The 16,227-nt window shown below is 39.7% G+C and carries 12 protein-coding genes; 9 read left to right on the top strand and 3 right to left on the bottom strand.

Annotation, left to right across the window (positions count from 1 at the left end; all coding sequences use genetic code 11):
• Positions 1-64: 64 nt before the first annotated feature.
• Positions 65-1,645: an amidohydrolase family protein gene (locus EMK97_RS08685; RefSeq protein ID WP_130601298.1), complete on the bottom strand. Its 1,581-nt coding sequence runs from the start codon at positions 1,643-1,645 to the stop codon at positions 65-67.
• A gap of 98 nt (positions 1,646-1,743) precedes the next feature.
• On the opposite strand from EMK97_RS08685, the gene EMK97_RS08680 reads away from it, so the two are divergent.
• The 6 genes from EMK97_RS08680 to EMK97_RS08655 all read left to right on the top strand — a co-directional run bounded on the left by EMK97_RS08680 (position 1,744) and on the right by EMK97_RS08655 (position 8,879).
• Positions 1,744-2,142 carry an acyl-CoA thioesterase gene (locus EMK97_RS08680; RefSeq protein WP_130601296.1) on the top strand — a complete coding sequence of 133 codons (399 nt, stop codon included), beginning with the start codon at positions 1,744-1,746 and terminating at the stop codon, positions 2,140-2,142.
• 236 nt (positions 2,143-2,378) lie between these two features.
• On the top strand, positions 2,379-3,053 hold the full coding sequence (gene ssb, locus EMK97_RS08675) for a single-stranded DNA-binding protein (protein ID WP_281274967.1): 675 nt from the start codon (positions 2,379-2,381) through the stop codon (positions 3,051-3,053).
• 149 nt (positions 3,054-3,202) lie between these two features.
• On the top strand, positions 3,203-4,546 hold the full coding sequence (locus EMK97_RS08670; protein WP_130601292.1) for a tyrosine-type recombinase/integrase: 1,344 nt from the start codon (positions 3,203-3,205) through the stop codon (positions 4,544-4,546).
• The gene (locus EMK97_RS08665; protein WP_130601290.1) at positions 4,536-6,143 is read left to right on the top strand and encodes a site-specific integrase; all 1,608 of its coding nucleotides are present in this window, start codon (positions 4,536-4,538) and stop codon (positions 6,141-6,143) included. The genes EMK97_RS08670 and EMK97_RS08665 overlap by 11 nt, the downstream gene beginning before the upstream one ends.
• Positions 6,136-8,382 (top strand): hypothetical protein, encoded by a 2,247-nt coding sequence (locus EMK97_RS08660; protein WP_130601288.1) that lies wholly within the window; start codon positions 6,136-6,138, stop codon positions 8,380-8,382. Before EMK97_RS08665 ends, EMK97_RS08660 begins: the two co-directional genes overlap by 8 nt.
• Complete coding sequence (locus EMK97_RS08655; protein ID WP_130601286.1) at positions 8,382-8,879, top strand: hypothetical protein; 498 nt, start codon at positions 8,382-8,384, stop codon at positions 8,877-8,879. Before EMK97_RS08660 ends, EMK97_RS08655 begins: the two co-directional genes overlap by 1 nt.
• A 113-nt stretch (positions 8,880-8,992) precedes the next feature.
• On the opposite strand, the gene EMK97_RS08650 is transcribed toward EMK97_RS08655, so the two are convergent.
• Positions 8,993-11,668: a PKD domain-containing protein gene (locus EMK97_RS08650; protein ID WP_130601284.1), complete on the bottom strand. Its 2,676-nt coding sequence runs from the start codon at positions 11,666-11,668 to the stop codon at positions 8,993-8,995.
• Between the two features lie 174 nt (positions 11,669-11,842).
• Between EMK97_RS08650 and EMK97_RS08645 the strand changes: the two genes are divergently transcribed.
• Genes EMK97_RS08645 through EMK97_RS08635 form a run of 3 tightly spaced genes read left to right on the top strand, consistent with a single transcriptional unit; the run spans position 11,843 to position 15,021 of the window.
• Positions 11,843-12,406, top strand: coding sequence for a recombinase family protein (locus EMK97_RS08645; protein ID WP_130601282.1), 564 nt, complete (start codon positions 11,843-11,845; stop codon positions 12,404-12,406).
• A gap of 3 nt (positions 12,407-12,409) precedes the next feature.
• The gene (locus EMK97_RS08640) at positions 12,410-12,850 is read left to right on the top strand and encodes a hypothetical protein (protein WP_130601280.1); all 441 of its coding nucleotides are present in this window, start codon (positions 12,410-12,412) and stop codon (positions 12,848-12,850) included.
• Positions 12,847-15,021: an ATP-dependent DNA helicase gene (locus tag EMK97_RS08635; protein WP_145963107.1), complete on the top strand. Its 2,175-nt coding sequence runs from the start codon at positions 12,847-12,849 to the stop codon at positions 15,019-15,021. The genes EMK97_RS08640 and EMK97_RS08635 overlap by 4 nt, the downstream gene beginning before the upstream one ends.
• Positions 15,022-15,305: 284 nt before the next feature.
• On the opposite strand, the gene EMK97_RS08630 is transcribed toward EMK97_RS08635, so the two are convergent.
• Positions 15,306-16,202, bottom strand: coding sequence for a LysR family transcriptional regulator (locus tag EMK97_RS08630; protein WP_130601276.1), 897 nt, complete (start codon positions 16,200-16,202; stop codon positions 15,306-15,308).
• Positions 16,203-16,227 lie beyond the last annotated feature (25 nt).

The raw sequence follows: 16,227 nt of genomic DNA, 5'->3' as shown, positions 1-16,227 counted from the left end.
GGAAAAACAGCGCACTGAGTTTTTGCTTGATGTACGCTGTTATTGTGTATTAACTTGTTTGACTTTAGTGGTTATCAGCCTTGTTACTTTCAGCTTGCTTAGCCTGTTTAACCATGTCGCGTACTTCGGCTAATAATGCTTTAGCATCATAAACAATTCCGTCTTTAATGGTGTAATTAACACCACCAACACGTGTTGGTTTATTATCATCACTTAAACGAAAATGTCCTGTACCATACAAAACTTTAAAGTTACGTAGCGGGTTTTCATTAACGATAACTAAATCAGCCTTTTTACCAACGCGAATTGAGCCTATCTCATCACTTACACCCAGCGCCTCAGCACCATTAATGGTTGCCGCTTGAATCACTTCTAAGGCATTAAAGCCAGCTTCTCTTAATAGCTCTAGTTCGCGTATGTAGCTAAAACCATAGATTTTAAAAATATAACCAGAATCTGAGCCAGCGGTGACACGGCCACCTTGGTTTTTATAATCATTAATAAAGGTCATCCATTGTTGGTAATTTTTCTTCCAAGCAATTTCATCATCTGTGGTCCAGTCGAACCAGTATGAACCATGAGCATAGCGGCTAGGTTGGAAGAAGTTCCATAAGGTAGGTAAGGTGTAGTCTTTATGCCAATCGGCATTCATATCACGCATTAAATCTCGGCTTGCTTCATAAATGGTGAAAGTAGGGCTTAAGGTGAAATCAAGCGCGAGTAATTCATCTCTAACAGTTAACCATTTTTCGCTACCTTGTTTGGCTGCTTGTTGCCATAATCTGCCCGCTTCACCAAATCGGTCTTGTTCATTATTGTAGTTATACTCTGGTGAGTAATTTTGAATATGCTGATGCTCAAATAGCGCTTCTGGCAAACCGTACCAATGCTCCATTGAGGTTAAGCCTAATCTTGCTGAGTCAACAACATTCATATTAGTCACTTCTAACTGGGCGTGATGCATCATGCTGCCTAAGCCTTGTTTTTTGGCCTCGGTTAATGCCGCTGTCATGATCTCGAGTGTAGCGCCAAAGAACTTAATGCCTTTTGCGCCTTTTTTCGCAATAGATTTCACCCATTTTTTCGCCTGTTTTGCTGTGGTGATATCGTCATCTAATCCTAAGCCAAAAACGAAATAAGGAAATATTCTTGGTGCGGCAATGGTGTTTTTCGCACTACGTTGAGTGTGATCCATAACCCAGTCTATACCGTTAAAGCTACCTGCTTCTCGCACTGTGGTGATGCCGTGCGCTAACCAGAGTTTAAACACGTATTCAGCAGGGATATTTGGCGCGCTGCCGCCAATATGGGCGTGCATATCAATAAAGCCGGGTAAAATATATTGCCCTTCAACGTTCAGCTCAATATCACCTTCTTTGGCTACTGGTCTTTTGTTAGGTTTAATTGGTACGCCGGGGTGGCCAACACTGACTATTTTTACGATACGATCATTCTCAATAACAATATCCATTGGCCCTCTAGCAGGTGCACCTTCACCTGATACAACAATACCGCCGCGCAAAATTAAACGTTTATAGGGGCCATCACCAACACTTCGTTCAGGTGCGCTAGCATCGGCCAAAACAGAGGTGTTTGCTATTAAAGCACTCAAAAGCAGAGTAAAAAAGAATGAACGTAGTAGCATGATAGTGTCTCGATTAGGCTGTTATTGATTTAACATACTATAGCCTTGATTAGATTGGTATATGATAATGCGTTATTCATTTTAATAAGAGAAGCGCCATGTTTAGTGAAGTAATTAACCCCAGATTTAGCGATACCGATGCATTAGGTCATATAAATAACACCCGCGTAGCGGCTTGGTTTGAAGGTGGCAGGGAAGGTATATTTCGATTTTTTACGCCTGACTTAGATCCAAAAAAGTGGCGCTTAATTATTGCGAAAGTTGAAATTTCTTATCATGGGCAATTATTCTATGGGCAGCCAATAGAGATGCGTACCTTTATTAAACGTATTGGTGGCGCGTCTTTTGAAGTCTATCAAGAGCTTTGGCAGCATGAGCAAATGTGCGTATCTGGCATCGCAACTATGGTGCACTTTTGTTACCAAGAGCAAAGCTCGGTAAAAATTCCTGACGATATTAGAGCGCAATTAGCAGAGCATATGTTAGCTGCAACATAAGCGTTATCGAGTTAAGATCAATAGAATCAATAAGCTAAAATTACTATTATTTAGTCTTGTTTTTTCAATGTGATTTTTAATTAATCGCTTAGTTAAAATAATTGGGAAATTACCAAAAAATCGCTCGAAAACTTTCGCTAGTCGCTATAGAATTGCCCTCTTAACTTAATTTCTCAAACGAGGCCGATTACCGTTGCGTAACAGGCGCTCATTTGCACAATCAATAGGATATTTTCATGGCAGGTGTAAATAAAGTAATTCTTGTAGGTAACTTAGGTAAAGATCCTGAGGTACGTTTTATGCCAAATGGTGGCGCAGTAGCTAATATTACTGTGGCAACGTCTGATTCATGGAAAGACAAGCAAACGGGTGAGCAGAAAGAGAAAACTGAATGGCACCGTGTGGCAATATTTGGCAAGTTAGCTGAAATTGCCGGCGAATACCTTAAAAAGGGCTCAAAGGTTTATATTGAAGGTCAATTACAAACACGTAAATGGCAAAACCAGCAAGGTCAAGACCAATATACAACTGAAGTGGTTGTACAAGGCTTTAATGGCACAATGCAAATGTTAGATGGCCGTAATCAAGGTGGTCAACAAGCAGGTGGCTTCGCTAATCAAGGTCAACAACAAGGTGGTTTCCAGCAGCAAGCTCCTCAACAGCAGGGCGGCTTCCAGCAACAGGCTCCACAACAACAAGGTGGCTTCCAGCAGCAAGCTCCTCAGCAAGGTTTTAATAAGCCACAACAGCAAGGTGGTTTCTCTAACCAAGGTCAACAGCAAGGTGGTTTCGCGCCTCAGCAACAGCAAGCACCTCAACAAGGTGGTTTCGCGCCTCAGCAACAACAGCAAGCACCTAAAGTGAACCCGCAAGAACCATCAATTGACTTTGATGATGATATTCCGTTTTAACCAAAGACAAAAATAAGAATGTTGAAAAATTCTCTAGAAAGCCGCTAATAAGCGGCTTTTTTAGTTTTATTAGAAAATTAATGTTGAAAAGTTAAAAATATCCATTATATTACTTTATAACAAATATAAATGTTTATTAGTGGGTGTTCATGAAAGTTGCTGTAAAGAAATTTAAAAGTGGAGAGCGCTACGCCTTTTTATTAGGAGAAGATGGCGTTCCCGATTTTTGGGTCACTCATTTTGTTACGCAAAAACTGCGAATGACTAAAGCTGCAACATCAATTGAGCAATACCTGAAAGACATTAAACATTTGAAACGCTGGGAGGAGATTAACGGTAGGGATCTGCTTGAGGAAATATATAACGGTAAAGTACCTAACCTTGATGATATTAATAAACTTAAAGAGCACTGCTCATATCAGGCTAAGGTGGTTAAAGATAAACCAGTAAGTAATGTGGTTGATATGGGAAAGTTTCATTTATCAAAATCACAAGATAAACCGACTATTGGTAAATCTCAATATATATCCCGTATAGCTCACATTGCAGAGTTTCTTCACTTTATAGGGCAAGAAAGAGTCAAGCATAAGCCAGCAGCCGAAGAACTTCTGGAGGCGCTGGATAAGATGAAAACTCGACTTAAGAGTGGTAAGCCAAAAGGAAAATCGAAGAAAGTTTCCTTAGATAAATCTGGTATTCCAGATGATGTATTTGATGACTTTGTTGAGGTAGCTAAGCCTGATTCACATTACAACCTGTTTAAAAACCCTGTTGTAAAGTTTAGAAACTATCTAATCGTACAAGTGTTATATGAGACTGGATTTCGATGTGCCGAGTTATTAGCGCTTCGGATCAGCGATATTGGAACAGATATTGACAATCCAACATTGTCAGTTGTTAGAAGACATGACAGTAAGGATGATCCTAGGTTGAAAGAGCCAACAGCAAAGACCCTCGGCAGAGCTGTTTCTATTACAAAAGAGCTAAGAGACTTGTTAAATACTTATATAAAGGTTCATCGTGCGGATACGAAAGTAGCGAAAACACACCCATTTATTTTTGTTTCTCACAAAGATAAGGAGGGACATTACCAGTCTGGACAACCGCTCATTCAACAAACAATTAACGATGTATTTAAAAGCATTAAAGGTGTGAACCCTGAGCGTTTCTGGGCTATTACACCTCATTCTTATAGGCATTATTTTAATGATCAACTGTCAGATCAGATTGATGAGGAAAGAAGGGCTGTCAGGCAAGAAGTAAAACGATTGGAACAGGCGGGGTTGCATCAAGCTGCAAAGCAATATGCAGACGAAAATAAGATTACAAAGCAGCGAGAGCTGGAGATAAGAGCTGAATTAAATGGACATTCATCTCTTAAATCAGGTGAGATTTATCTCAAGCGAACTGCAAGAAAACAGGCACAAAGGATACGCCAAAGAATGCAATCGCGGATGAAGCACAAAACAGACGAGGGTTATCATGGTAGCTAAAGCAAAAAAATTACACGGCTCAAAAAGCGCTAGAACAAAATCGGATAAGCGATACAGTAAAGCTAACTATGAATTTGATGTGTATGACGATCTTTGGCAATTAGATGCAAATAAGTCACTGAATTTTGATTTACTGGCCCCTCTAAATTTAGACCCAAAGTTCGAAATTAACTTCAAACTAGCCTTGGCTGACTATGCTTCAGAATTTTCGTCTTCTTATGCGTTGAATATATTCATGTTTAGCCGATTGCTTTTTGCAATTGGCGTGAGTGATGCTGTTCGAGAACAGCATATAGTGAATTTCAAAGCGACCCTGACTAAAAGCACTGAATACAAGCTTGGTTATATTCGTGCATTTTTACTGGACTGGCACGACAAAGAGATCAAAGGAGTTGATAAAAAGGCGGTTGAGTTACTTAACTCACTTAAACTTTCTGGTAATGAAAAAGGAAAAGCTGTTGCTTTAGGCTGCCCTTTTAGCGGAGCGTATTCATTTGAAGAACAGACAGCCTTTATAAACTGGTACGTGGATGCCTTTACTGAAAAGCTGATCTCGTTGACTGATTACGCCTTTATCATGGCACTCCAACAAACGGGTGCCCGTCCTGTTCAACTCACTTATCTTTACTATGGAGATTTAATAACAAGGATTGAAGAAGGTGTTGAGCATTTTGATTTACAACTCCCAAATGCTAAAAAACGTGATGAACATTTTAGAGGCTCTTTTCAACTCAAGAAGGACACTGGTGAAGATTTAATGCTGGTGCTAACAACGCAGGCAAATCAATCCATCAAGGCTGTTGAAACACAATTTGATATTAAATTGAAATCCAGCCAAAAGAACCAAATTCCTATTTTCCTCAATACACGAGAAATGTCTAAACTCGCTAGTTTTGATGAATTTGAACAGCTACAACAAAAAACGCCTGACTTATTGTGTATACGGATGAAAGGAGCAAATCCTTCTATTGGTGAAATGATCAGGCGTTTGTCTCGACTTTGCCCTTTAAAAACAACACGGATTAAGTTAGATGATGGGTTTGGTGATTTGCATATCAATCCCAGACGATTCCGCTATACCCATGCAACCAATATGGCAATGTTAGGAGCAAGCGATTATGCAATAGCCGAAGAACTAGGCCAGTCGGATACCCAACAAGTAAAAGTCTACACTGAGTTCAACGAAGAAATGGCCGACAGAATTGATGAAGCATTGGCATCTGATTTAACGCCATTAGCGCAGGCATTTTCAGGTACTTTAATAGATAGCGAAAAAGACGCAATTCGAGCCAATGATCCTCGTAGCCGAATTAATAACAATGATGGCAATCCTGTCGGAAATTGTGGCAAGTTTGGCTTTTGTGCTAATGGCACAATTCATTGTTACACCTGCAATAAATTTCAACCTTGGCTGAATGCCCCCCATGCTGAAGTCCTGAAAAGTGTTATTTCTGAACGTGATCGAAAGCGTAAAATGGGTGCAAGTGAGTTTGTGTTACAAGGCCATAATCGCAGTATTAATGCAATCAAAGTAGTCATTCAAAAGTGTCATGTTAGAAGGCAAGAGCTAGAAAAAGAAGGAGCGTTAAATGTCTGATGTATTGGTATTTACACCGAAGCATAAGCTCGATTACCAGAAAAACTATGCGGACTTCATAGCATTCGCAAAAAATGACTTAACACTTTTTGGTGATCATGAGTTTAAAGCTCCTCTAGGAACTCAGAAAGGATGGGAATGCGATAAATGGTCTTGGGACACAGCAAGAAGCAAGAAATTAACCATCGTATTTGGAAACAGTGTAAACCATTCCAAATATATACCATTCAAACAGCCATTTGCTGACTTTGCCAAAGCCTATGTACGTTATGAGCAGTCACTGAATCATAAAGATTCAACCGCTTGGGCTTCATCTTTAGTGTGGATCTATAATGCGCTAGAAGAAAGCGCGGCTCAAAATGATAGAGCTGATGTTGATATTATGCACCTCAATAACACAGTGATAAATCGTGTTGAGGAACAGATTAAGAACAGTAAATTAGGTGCTGGAGCAAAGCGCAATATAGGTCTGTCATTTGAAAAAGTATTGAAGTTTATTAAGGACAAGCGATTCAAGCTAGACTTACAAGACTGGTTAAATCCTTTCCCTCGTCCATCCGATTCCAGAATTAAACTTGATGAAGACAGTCGTAAAGAAGAAGTGGAGAAATGTCCTTCTGACTATCAAATGCTTCAAGTGGCGGATGCCTTTCATAAAGCTAAAACACCTCGTCAAAAATACTTCTCCAGTCTATGTGTAATGTTGATGTGCCAGCCGAGCAGAAATACAGAACTTAATGGTTTAACCATAAACTCACTACAAAGAAGTGAAAAGGGACGTTTATATCTAATGTGGCATCCTGCAAAAGGTGGAGATCCCGTTAAAAAGTGGGTGCCTAAACTACTAGAGGATGTCGTACAGCAGGGATTTGACAGACTCATTGATATTTCCGAACCCGCACGAACTGCTGCGAAATTTGCTTTTGAAAATCCCAACATTTTCATGATGCATGACAAGTGCATTACACCTACTGATTTCCCGCAAGACAAACCGTTAACATATAATCAATTTGCAAAAGCAATATGCTTTAAGACTGGTCTGGATTCCAATGGCACGCAGATGAGTTGGACACATAATGGTTCAATAAAATGGTTACGTAATTTAATAAGCCAAATCAATCATGTGGCAGACTGGAAAAAGGATTTATTGAATGGGTGTAAAGTTTCGCAGGACAACGAAATACTGACCAAACACACTCATAACCCTACAGGGATTAGTATAAAATTCCCTAGTTATAGAGATCTTCGCTCTGTTGTTGACCAAAAATATAAAACAAAAGACTTTCCCAATTATGGTGATGTGAAGCTTTGGGATTGCATTACCTTAGTTCGTGAGAATGAGTTTCACAAAGAATTTGATGTTAAGCCGTTTTCTTGGGTAATGGTCGGTCATGGACCTGTGAGTGATGCTTTGGGTTCAGATCGCCCTTCAGGAGAAGAAACAATCGAGTCAATCTTTGATGAATTGGCAATCACAGACGAAGATGGCACTAGGTTACAATTGAATACACACCAGCCCCGGCATTGGTTAAATACTAAGTTGAAACTGGCAGGTGAAGAAGATTGGTTGATTGCCAAGTGGTCAGGTCGCGCGGATATAGAGCAAAACAAAGCTTACGATGGCAGAACTCAAGAGCAAAAGTCACGGTTAACTAAGCGTATAGGCCATGTTGCAAATGGTGAAGGTGTCATGACGGTTGCTCAAGCTAATCAGTTTTTATTGCCATACACATCAGAGTCGCCACCTCCTGCAATTGTGTTGCATGATTTGGGCTTACCAGTCTCTCTCAAGTCACTTGGAATTAATCGCTCAGGTGTCGCTCAGTTCACAGGGTTAGGTTATTGTGTTCACAATTATGCAGAAAGCCCGTGTGTTAAAAATGGCGATTGTGCGGTCTGTAGCGACCATGAATGCCTTAAGGGGCTGCCAAACACTCTAGAAGAGCTTAAAAACCTTGAGAAGCTTAATGAGGAGCAATTAGAGGATGCAATCGTCAAAGCAGGAGATAAAGTTTTCGGTGCTGATCGTTGGGTAACTGCCTCAGGCTTTAGATTATCAAAGATTAAAACCATTATTGCTATGATGGAAGATCCAAACAGACCTGATGGTACACCCATCAGAATTCCTGACGAATTAGACCCTTCTCCTGTTAAACGTTCACTCAATATTGATGAGCAAAATGTTATACCAATCTTCGACCTTACTGCCTTGGCACTATCTGATATGGAGGAGTCATAATGGCTTTTGTAACAGACAACAAAGAAACGATTCTAGCGATCATTGATGGTTGGAGCGGTAAACTTACATATGATCTTCTTTCAGAAAGGCTTCAATCAGAGTTGGGCTTAAAACGTCCCCCATCAAGGCACACCTACACAAAGCATGATGAAATAAAACATGCATTTGACTTAAAGAAAGAAGAGCTTAGATCTAAAAAATCTGCTGCAATCGAAGAAGCCAAATCGCTATTTGATAGCTCTGATAAATTAAGCCAGCTATTGGAAAACTTGGACAATGATGATGCAACTATTGCCGAACTTATAAAGCGAGTTGAAAAGCTTGAAAACGAGAATGAAAGGCTAACCTCGGAGAACAACAGGTTAAGTACCCATAATGACATGTTGCTTGAAAGGTTTGCTAGGTGGCAACATAATCTTCAGAAGATGGATGGTGTTGATTTGAATAAGCTTGCTACAACTATTGATAGTGGGTTACCTGCCAAAAATCGAGATTAAGTGTATAAGGTTACTAATCTAGGTAGCGTTAATCATCCCCAAAAAAAGGGGGAGCAAACATTACGTTTCTCCCCGACTAATCTGCGCCCGGCCTTTTCGGACACTCATATATTTTATTTATTAGTAGCTATTGATACCCAACCACACGATGTGCAAAGTGACGGAATATTGGTTCTATTTAACTGCTCACCATTTAAGTTTAGTTCGTACAGATCGCCCGTATCTTTATCTAAAACTCTTATTACGTCATTGGTGTCGATATCAATATCATGCACATTAATATTTGGAGTAATAGTGGCTACAAACGTTGTTACACCTGTATCGGTATTTATTGTAACTAGCTGTCTGCTTGTAAATCCAATACCATACAAAGTGCCATCTGATGAATAGTCGATACCAAAAATAACATCTTCGTGACCACTAAAATCAAGTTCACTTAGCACGGTTCCATCTTTTTCCAAGTGATAAAGTTTAGTCCTTTGGTTACCAGATGTTATTAAATCAGATGTTCCCCAAAATTTTCCATTACTATCGATTGCTAAGCCATGCATTTTCCTAGGCTGAGGGCCTTGTTCGATACATAACGGTTGGCTTGGATCTACAGCTTGGATTGCCTGTGACTGCACTGTACTGACAGAATAAAGAATACCCTCTTCATCAATATCTAAAGCTCCCACATACCAACAAGCAGTTGTTTGAGCTTGCAACACCTCATCATAATTACTGCCAGAAAAACCATGATACTTAGATCCAGCCACAATGATTAAGTCGATATTTTCTGATATTGGATTTACGCCTTCAACCACATTAAGAGTAATTGATGAAGGTTCACTGTCTTCTGTCCCATCATTTACGACAAGTGAAATGAGGTACTCGCCAGCCTTATCCACCTTAATACTTGGTGTCGCTGTTGTCGCATTGTTTAAAGATGCAAAACTAGTAAATGGCTTAGAATCCAACGACCAGATATAAGTCAATTGATCGCCATCATCATCATAGCTGCTAGTACCGTCTAATTGTACGGTACTACCTGTATTTATGGATTGGTCTTGACCTGCATCTGCAACAGGTAACGCTGTAGGTGGAATATTATCTGCTAGAGTAACGGTAATATTTTTTTCTGTTTGAGCGCCATATTGGTCAGTTGCATAAGCCGTTAAAGCATATTCTCCTGCGGCTTGGTCTGTGTCGATTGAGGTTTGACCACTCAATGTAACTGTGTGCCCCTCAGGATCGGATACATCACTCTGTTCAACGAGAGTTATAATGCCTTGATTCGTATTCAATGAAATTGAATTTGGTACTTCAACACTAAAAGCGGGTGCTTGATTTTTTACTATTTGATAAGACTGAGATTGATTGACTACGCTATTGTCTGAGCCATCAGTAACGGTTTGAGTTACATGGTAACTACCCTCAATGTTTTTTAGTTCTAGACAGTATTGATTTGCGTCATTCTTTTGTCCAAAAGCAATGTTTTCAGCCAATCCATCACTGGAAGTTAGTTCAAGCGCTTCTGATACGTAGCCGCTATTATCTTCAACCGTAGTGGAAACACAGATATTCCCAACATCTAATCCACCATTATCATAAGGGACTGAGAAAGATATTTCATTAATAGACCCTACAGGATCTAATGCATCAATTATAACTTTTTCGCCTGCAATCTTACCAATCAGGCTAGAGTTGAACGTTGTACCTTCAAATTCAACGGTTCGTGAACATTCCAGAGTAAATTTATTGTTATCATCAATCAGTTCATCAATATCATTAACTATTTCATCCACATTTAGCAAATAAGTCGAGTTTGTTTTTGATAAGGTGTAATTGCCACATATCACATCATGCATATTTCCTTCTAATGTGATTCCAGATCCTGTTGATGTGGATGAGACAGTAGTCCCATCAACAGTCGTTTTAATTGTGACCGTAATATTCTGCGCTGTATATTCTAAGTTGGAGGTCGCGCTTGAATAGCTTGAAATTGCTGTTTGAGCTTTTAATAATTTTTTATTGACGCTTTTTGCTTGAGTGGTAGTAAAACATTCCATTGGATATACTACGTCTGAGCTAGGTACGGTTACTCCTGAAGTATCTTTTTGAACTTCTAAAAGCTTGTGTGGGACAGAAGATCCACATACGCCATAAGGGGATTCGTTTTGAGCTAATTGTTTGTCATTTAGTGGAATGTCTAGGTAACCAAGGTTGACATTACTTGCACTTGTTGAAATACCAAGTAGTTCAGTACCTTCGTAGCTACCGCCACTGACGAATCCGCTAACGCTATTTTCTAAATGAGAGATAACATCTTCGGTGTTTGGCAGAACACTTAAGTCAACATTAGATGTTGTTGAAGCTCCTTTGCTGTCATTAGCTTTAACTGAAACCTTATAGTCACCTGCTTCAGGTGCAACAAAGCTAGCTTGATGGGTGAAATTAAGCTCACCAGAGTATTTTTCAAGGTTTACTTCTACATTGCCCAATTCGGCAGTCCCAGATATAGAATCACCATCACTATCTATTATTGTTAATAAGACTGTAAAATTATCGTTTCTTTCAATAGCTGTGCTATTTGCTTCATCAACGACAGAGCTTGTTGGGCTTATTACAGGAGCTTGGTTTACAGGAGGAGTTGTTACTTCTTCATTTCCTCCAGAACTACCACCGCCACACGCAGTTATATTAAGAATAGCTAATGAAATTGCTAATTTTGGGAATGCCGACTTCATAATTAACTTCCTTATTGATTGTTGATTCCATTGTGAAATCTTAAATTTTTTATCACTCATTATTTAACCATGAAAAAGTCTGCTTGCATAGTTAGCAAATCCACTGAGTCTGAGGTGAACTAAAAAAATAACTATAAAAAAGTACATGAACTAAATTTATATTGACTATTTAAGTGCAAATTATAATAAAGTTGAACTAAACTTATAACTTAGGTTCATGTTAAGAGGCTGGAGATGGCGTTAATAGGGTATGCAAGAGTTAGCACGCAAGAACAAGATCTAGAAGCTCAAGTTGATGCATTAGAGCGTCATGGCTGCGAGAAGGTATTCTCTGGCAAGCAAGGCGGTAACTCTTTGGATAATGTAAAAAAACTAGACGACCTTCTCGATTACATCCGTGAAGGTGATGTTGTATGCGTTACAAAGCTTGACCGTTTGGGCAGAAGTCTTAAAGGGATCATGACTACAATTGATGGTATTCATTCAAAAGGCGCTGCTCTTACAACACTTGATGGAGTTATTAACAGTGCTGATGATTCGCCCTTTGGAAAAGCTGTTCTTCATGTTATTGCTGTTTTTGCTGAGCTAAACAAGAGCCTGATCATCAAAAATACCACTGAAGGCCGTGAACGGGCTATTGCTCAGGGGAAGCATATGGGCAGGCCAAAGACTATTCCTGACTCTGATAGGAAAAAGATCCGTAAGTTAGTGCAATTAAAGCAGAAATCTCAGAACCAACTCTCAAAGGAGTATGGCGTTAGCAGGACTACGATAAAACGCATCGTGGAGGGGAGTTAATATATGAGTAAAGAAAGAGGTCAACGTAACAGAGACTTATTCCTTGGCTGGGTGGCTGAAATGAAATCAAAAGAGTCGCCTAACTGGTTGGATTATTGGCATGGCGATACGTTAAGTCCCAAAAAAATTGCTGATGAGCTTGGTTTTGATTCCTCTGCATTTAAGGAAAAAAGAAATAAAAAGCTCTTTGATTTGTTGCAAGAACTTAAACAAGAACTTGCTACCTCAGGTGTGTACCAGCAACGTAAGAAAAACCTACCTCTCGATAAAGAGATCATTGATGTATCAAAAGAAACTGACGAAGACATCAAAGATAGCGCTAGAGTCAGAGACCTAAAAAGAACAAACCGAAGACTACAAAACGAAAATGCTAAGTTAGCTGCCGAAGTTGCCAAGCTATCTGAATTTAAAGATGTACTGATTGGAATGGGCTTGTGGAAATGAAGAGTAGTGCTTATCTGGTAAGGATCACCAGAATATACCAGTACCACCCGGATAATGTCCGGCTGGGAGCTGTTTTTGTTAACCACAAAGCAGGTGCGCATCGTATTGAGATTCTGACTACTCAAGACAAGTTAAATATTGATCCGAAAGTCGGGCAGCAATGGAAAATTCTCAAAGAACAAAATTTCAGCATTAGGCAGCAACAAGTCAGTACGGGTGGTTATGTTGATGTCTGGCGCTTTATGGAGCCGACACTGAAATGTGTTATGCCTGATAATGGCCTTGGCTTTGTAACCTTTTTAAGCACTGAGAAAGCGTTTGAAGGCATTGGTAAGGTAAGCGCACAATTTCTTTGGAATGAATTTAGAAGCGATATATTTAACATACTTGAATGTGATAAATATGCGCCATACAAACAAGACCAGTCAATAACGAATTTTCAAGCTGTTAGGAATGTTCTGCTTGGTGATAAAGCCGTGCATGGATTATGGGATGGCTATAAAGAGTATTCCAACTTAAAACACTCAGCTCAATTGGTTGAGTGGGAAATAGAAGCCCCTATCCAGCGCCAGTTGTTCAGATTTGCAGATCAGGATGCGATCAATTTTCTTACACAGAACCCATACCGCTTATTTTCACTGGGGATGCGATTTAACAAGGTAGACGCTATTGCTCAAAAACATTTCGGTATCAAACAGGATGATGAAGTCAGACTGATAGCAATCGTTGAACAAGCATTGAGATTATGGAGCGATCAAGGCAATACGGTTGCAGATTGGCAAGATATTGAATCGTCTGTTTCTAAGCTGTTGAACAAAGACCAACGGCTAGTTGCAAGGGCAAGTGAGCTAGATGGCGATATCGTTGGGTTTTTTAAGCAAAACAACCAATATTTTGTTTCAGGCAATTATATATTTGAGAAAACGATAGCCAAACGTTTTGGTAACCTCAGAAAATCACACAACCGTTGGTCGAGCGAGTTAGAAGAGGCATTTATAACCTCATTCCCTGCCGATTGGCCCATTGAAAAAGCACAAGAACGTGCCGTAAGGACAGCATTAGTCAGCCATGTCTTCGCCCTAACTGGCGGAGCTGGAACAGGCAAAACAACGACTACTAAGCTGATTGTAAATGCTTATCAAAAACTAGGTTATACGATATACCCCGTTGCGCTATCAGGAAAGGCAGCCCGTAGACTTCAACAATCAATCGGTAGTGAAACGAAGACGATTGCAAAACTGTTGCGAGAAACTGATCTTGATACAGATAAGGCTGTATTGCTTGTGGATGAAGCTTCCATGTTGGATGCATATACCATGTGGCGTTTAGTTACTTTGTTTTCTGATAAAGTTCGAATCTTGTTAATTGGTGATCCTTATCAGCTTCCACCGATTAATGCAGGTTTCATTTTAAATGATGTCATTAAAAGCGGTGTAATAAACCATGTGGAACTTGATGTCGTGAAACGACAGGGAGTAGATAGTAGTGTACCTACATATTCCAATGCTATACGGCACGGCATAATGCCAGAGTCATTAACTACCGCTGACATTAAGTTCCAAGAATCAACAGGCGATATTCTGCAAGACGCAGTTACTGCGTATTCTGAGTATGACAAGGCCATGATAGTCGCCCCTACCAATGACACGGTAAGAAAAGCCAACATCATACTGCAAGGTGTTGTGAACCCTAATGGCAAGCTTCTTGACCTTACGGATATGCCAATTACCAAAGGAAGCTATGACTTCAGAGAAGGTGACCCGATTGTCATTACCTTAACCAGTTATAAACACAATGTTCAGAATGGTACTCTGGGGATCATAAAGAGTGCAGAACCTACTGATGAGTATGCTTGCGTAATTGAACTTGAAGACCTTGATGAAAAAGGTAACAAACGTCTGTTAGAAGTCGATTGGCAATTATTTGAATATATCGATCTCGCTTACTGCTTAACCTTGCATAAATTGCAGGGGTCACAAGCTCCTAATGTGATTGTTTTGCTTGAACGAGGAAGGTTGCTTGATCGTAGTTGGTTGTATACGTCTGTGACAAGAGCAGAAGATAAAGTACATATTATTGGCAAGGAAACGGATTTTCGTTATGGTGTTAACAAACAAGGCGCAGTTGATACTCGTAAAACCGCCTTGGCAGAAATGTTGAGAAATGTTTAAATTTAACCGTAATTGGTAGAAAATAGCGCAGTTTATCTACATTTTCATATTTTAATGTTTAAAAGTAAATTAGGGTCACTTGGTGAAAGCTATTACCAGTAAAGGATGTTGCCACTGTACTGCCCCTGAATTCATGTGTTTTGTCTTAGATAACCTTTCTAAGCAAAACAAATTTAAAAATGTTGAGTGAAATTATCAAGGGTCTGTATTTACAGGCCCTTTTTATTTTCTATGACAACACTAAATAGATAATAAAGTAGCTGGTTATGCTGTAACTATCACAGCTAGTTGATAGGTCCTTGCCAATAATGTGAGGACTGCCCAGAAAAAGCACTGGCATACTTTGTTAAGTGCTCAATTAAAAAATCTTTAACCACCGTTACTTTTGCGGCTGATTTTAGATCAGAATGATAAAGTAGCCACAGGTTCCAAATGGAAGGTTTTAACGGTAAATCTAGACGATATAGCGTTGATGAGCTGTCATTATCAATGAGGCCACAGGGTAATTTCGCAATACCTAAGCCATTTTTTGTCGCAGTAATTAACGGCCCTAGTTGATCAAACTTTGCTACCACCTCAGTTGCTGCGAAACAGTTTGAGTACCAGTTTGGATCAAATTCTAATTGCCATAATAGTAATCTGTGCTGTTTTGGCAATTGCTGTAAATAAGCCGCGCTGGCATACACTCCCCAGTTAGAGCTAAATAATTTTTTGCCGATTAAATCACCTTGCGTAGGTGTCGGGGTAAATCTTAAGGCAATATCAGCTTCTCGCGCATAAAGATCTTTATGGTGAGAGTCCATGAGCAAGTTAATCTGAATATTGGGATAACGAAAGTTGAGTTCATTTAAGGCCGGTATAACATAGTCATTCGCTAACTCAGGTGTCAGCGTTAAATTCACTTCGCCGCTAAGCTGGTTATCGTGACCAGCAAGTTTTCGCTCAATATTAAGCTGTTGTTCTTTTAATAGGCTAATGTCAGGTAAGACACTGAGACCAGCCGAGGTTAATTGGTAGCCTTTAGGCACACGTTCAAACAGTTTAACATTAAAGCGTGCCTCGAATGCCTGAATACGCCTGGCAACTGTGGTGTGATTAACATTAAGTTGACGCGCTGCGGCAGACAAACTTCCTGTTTCACTCAAGGCTAAAATGTATTGATAATCATCTTCTATGCTCATCGGTGCATTATTGCACAGTTAAATT

The organism is Litorilituus sediminis, from assembly GCF_004295665.1.
Taxonomy (GTDB): domain Bacteria; phylum Pseudomonadota; class Gammaproteobacteria; order Enterobacterales; family Alteromonadaceae; genus Colwellia; species Colwellia sediminis.
The sequence above is the reverse complement of the archived record's forward strand: the minus strand, read 5'-3'. Positions and strand labels throughout refer to the sequence as shown.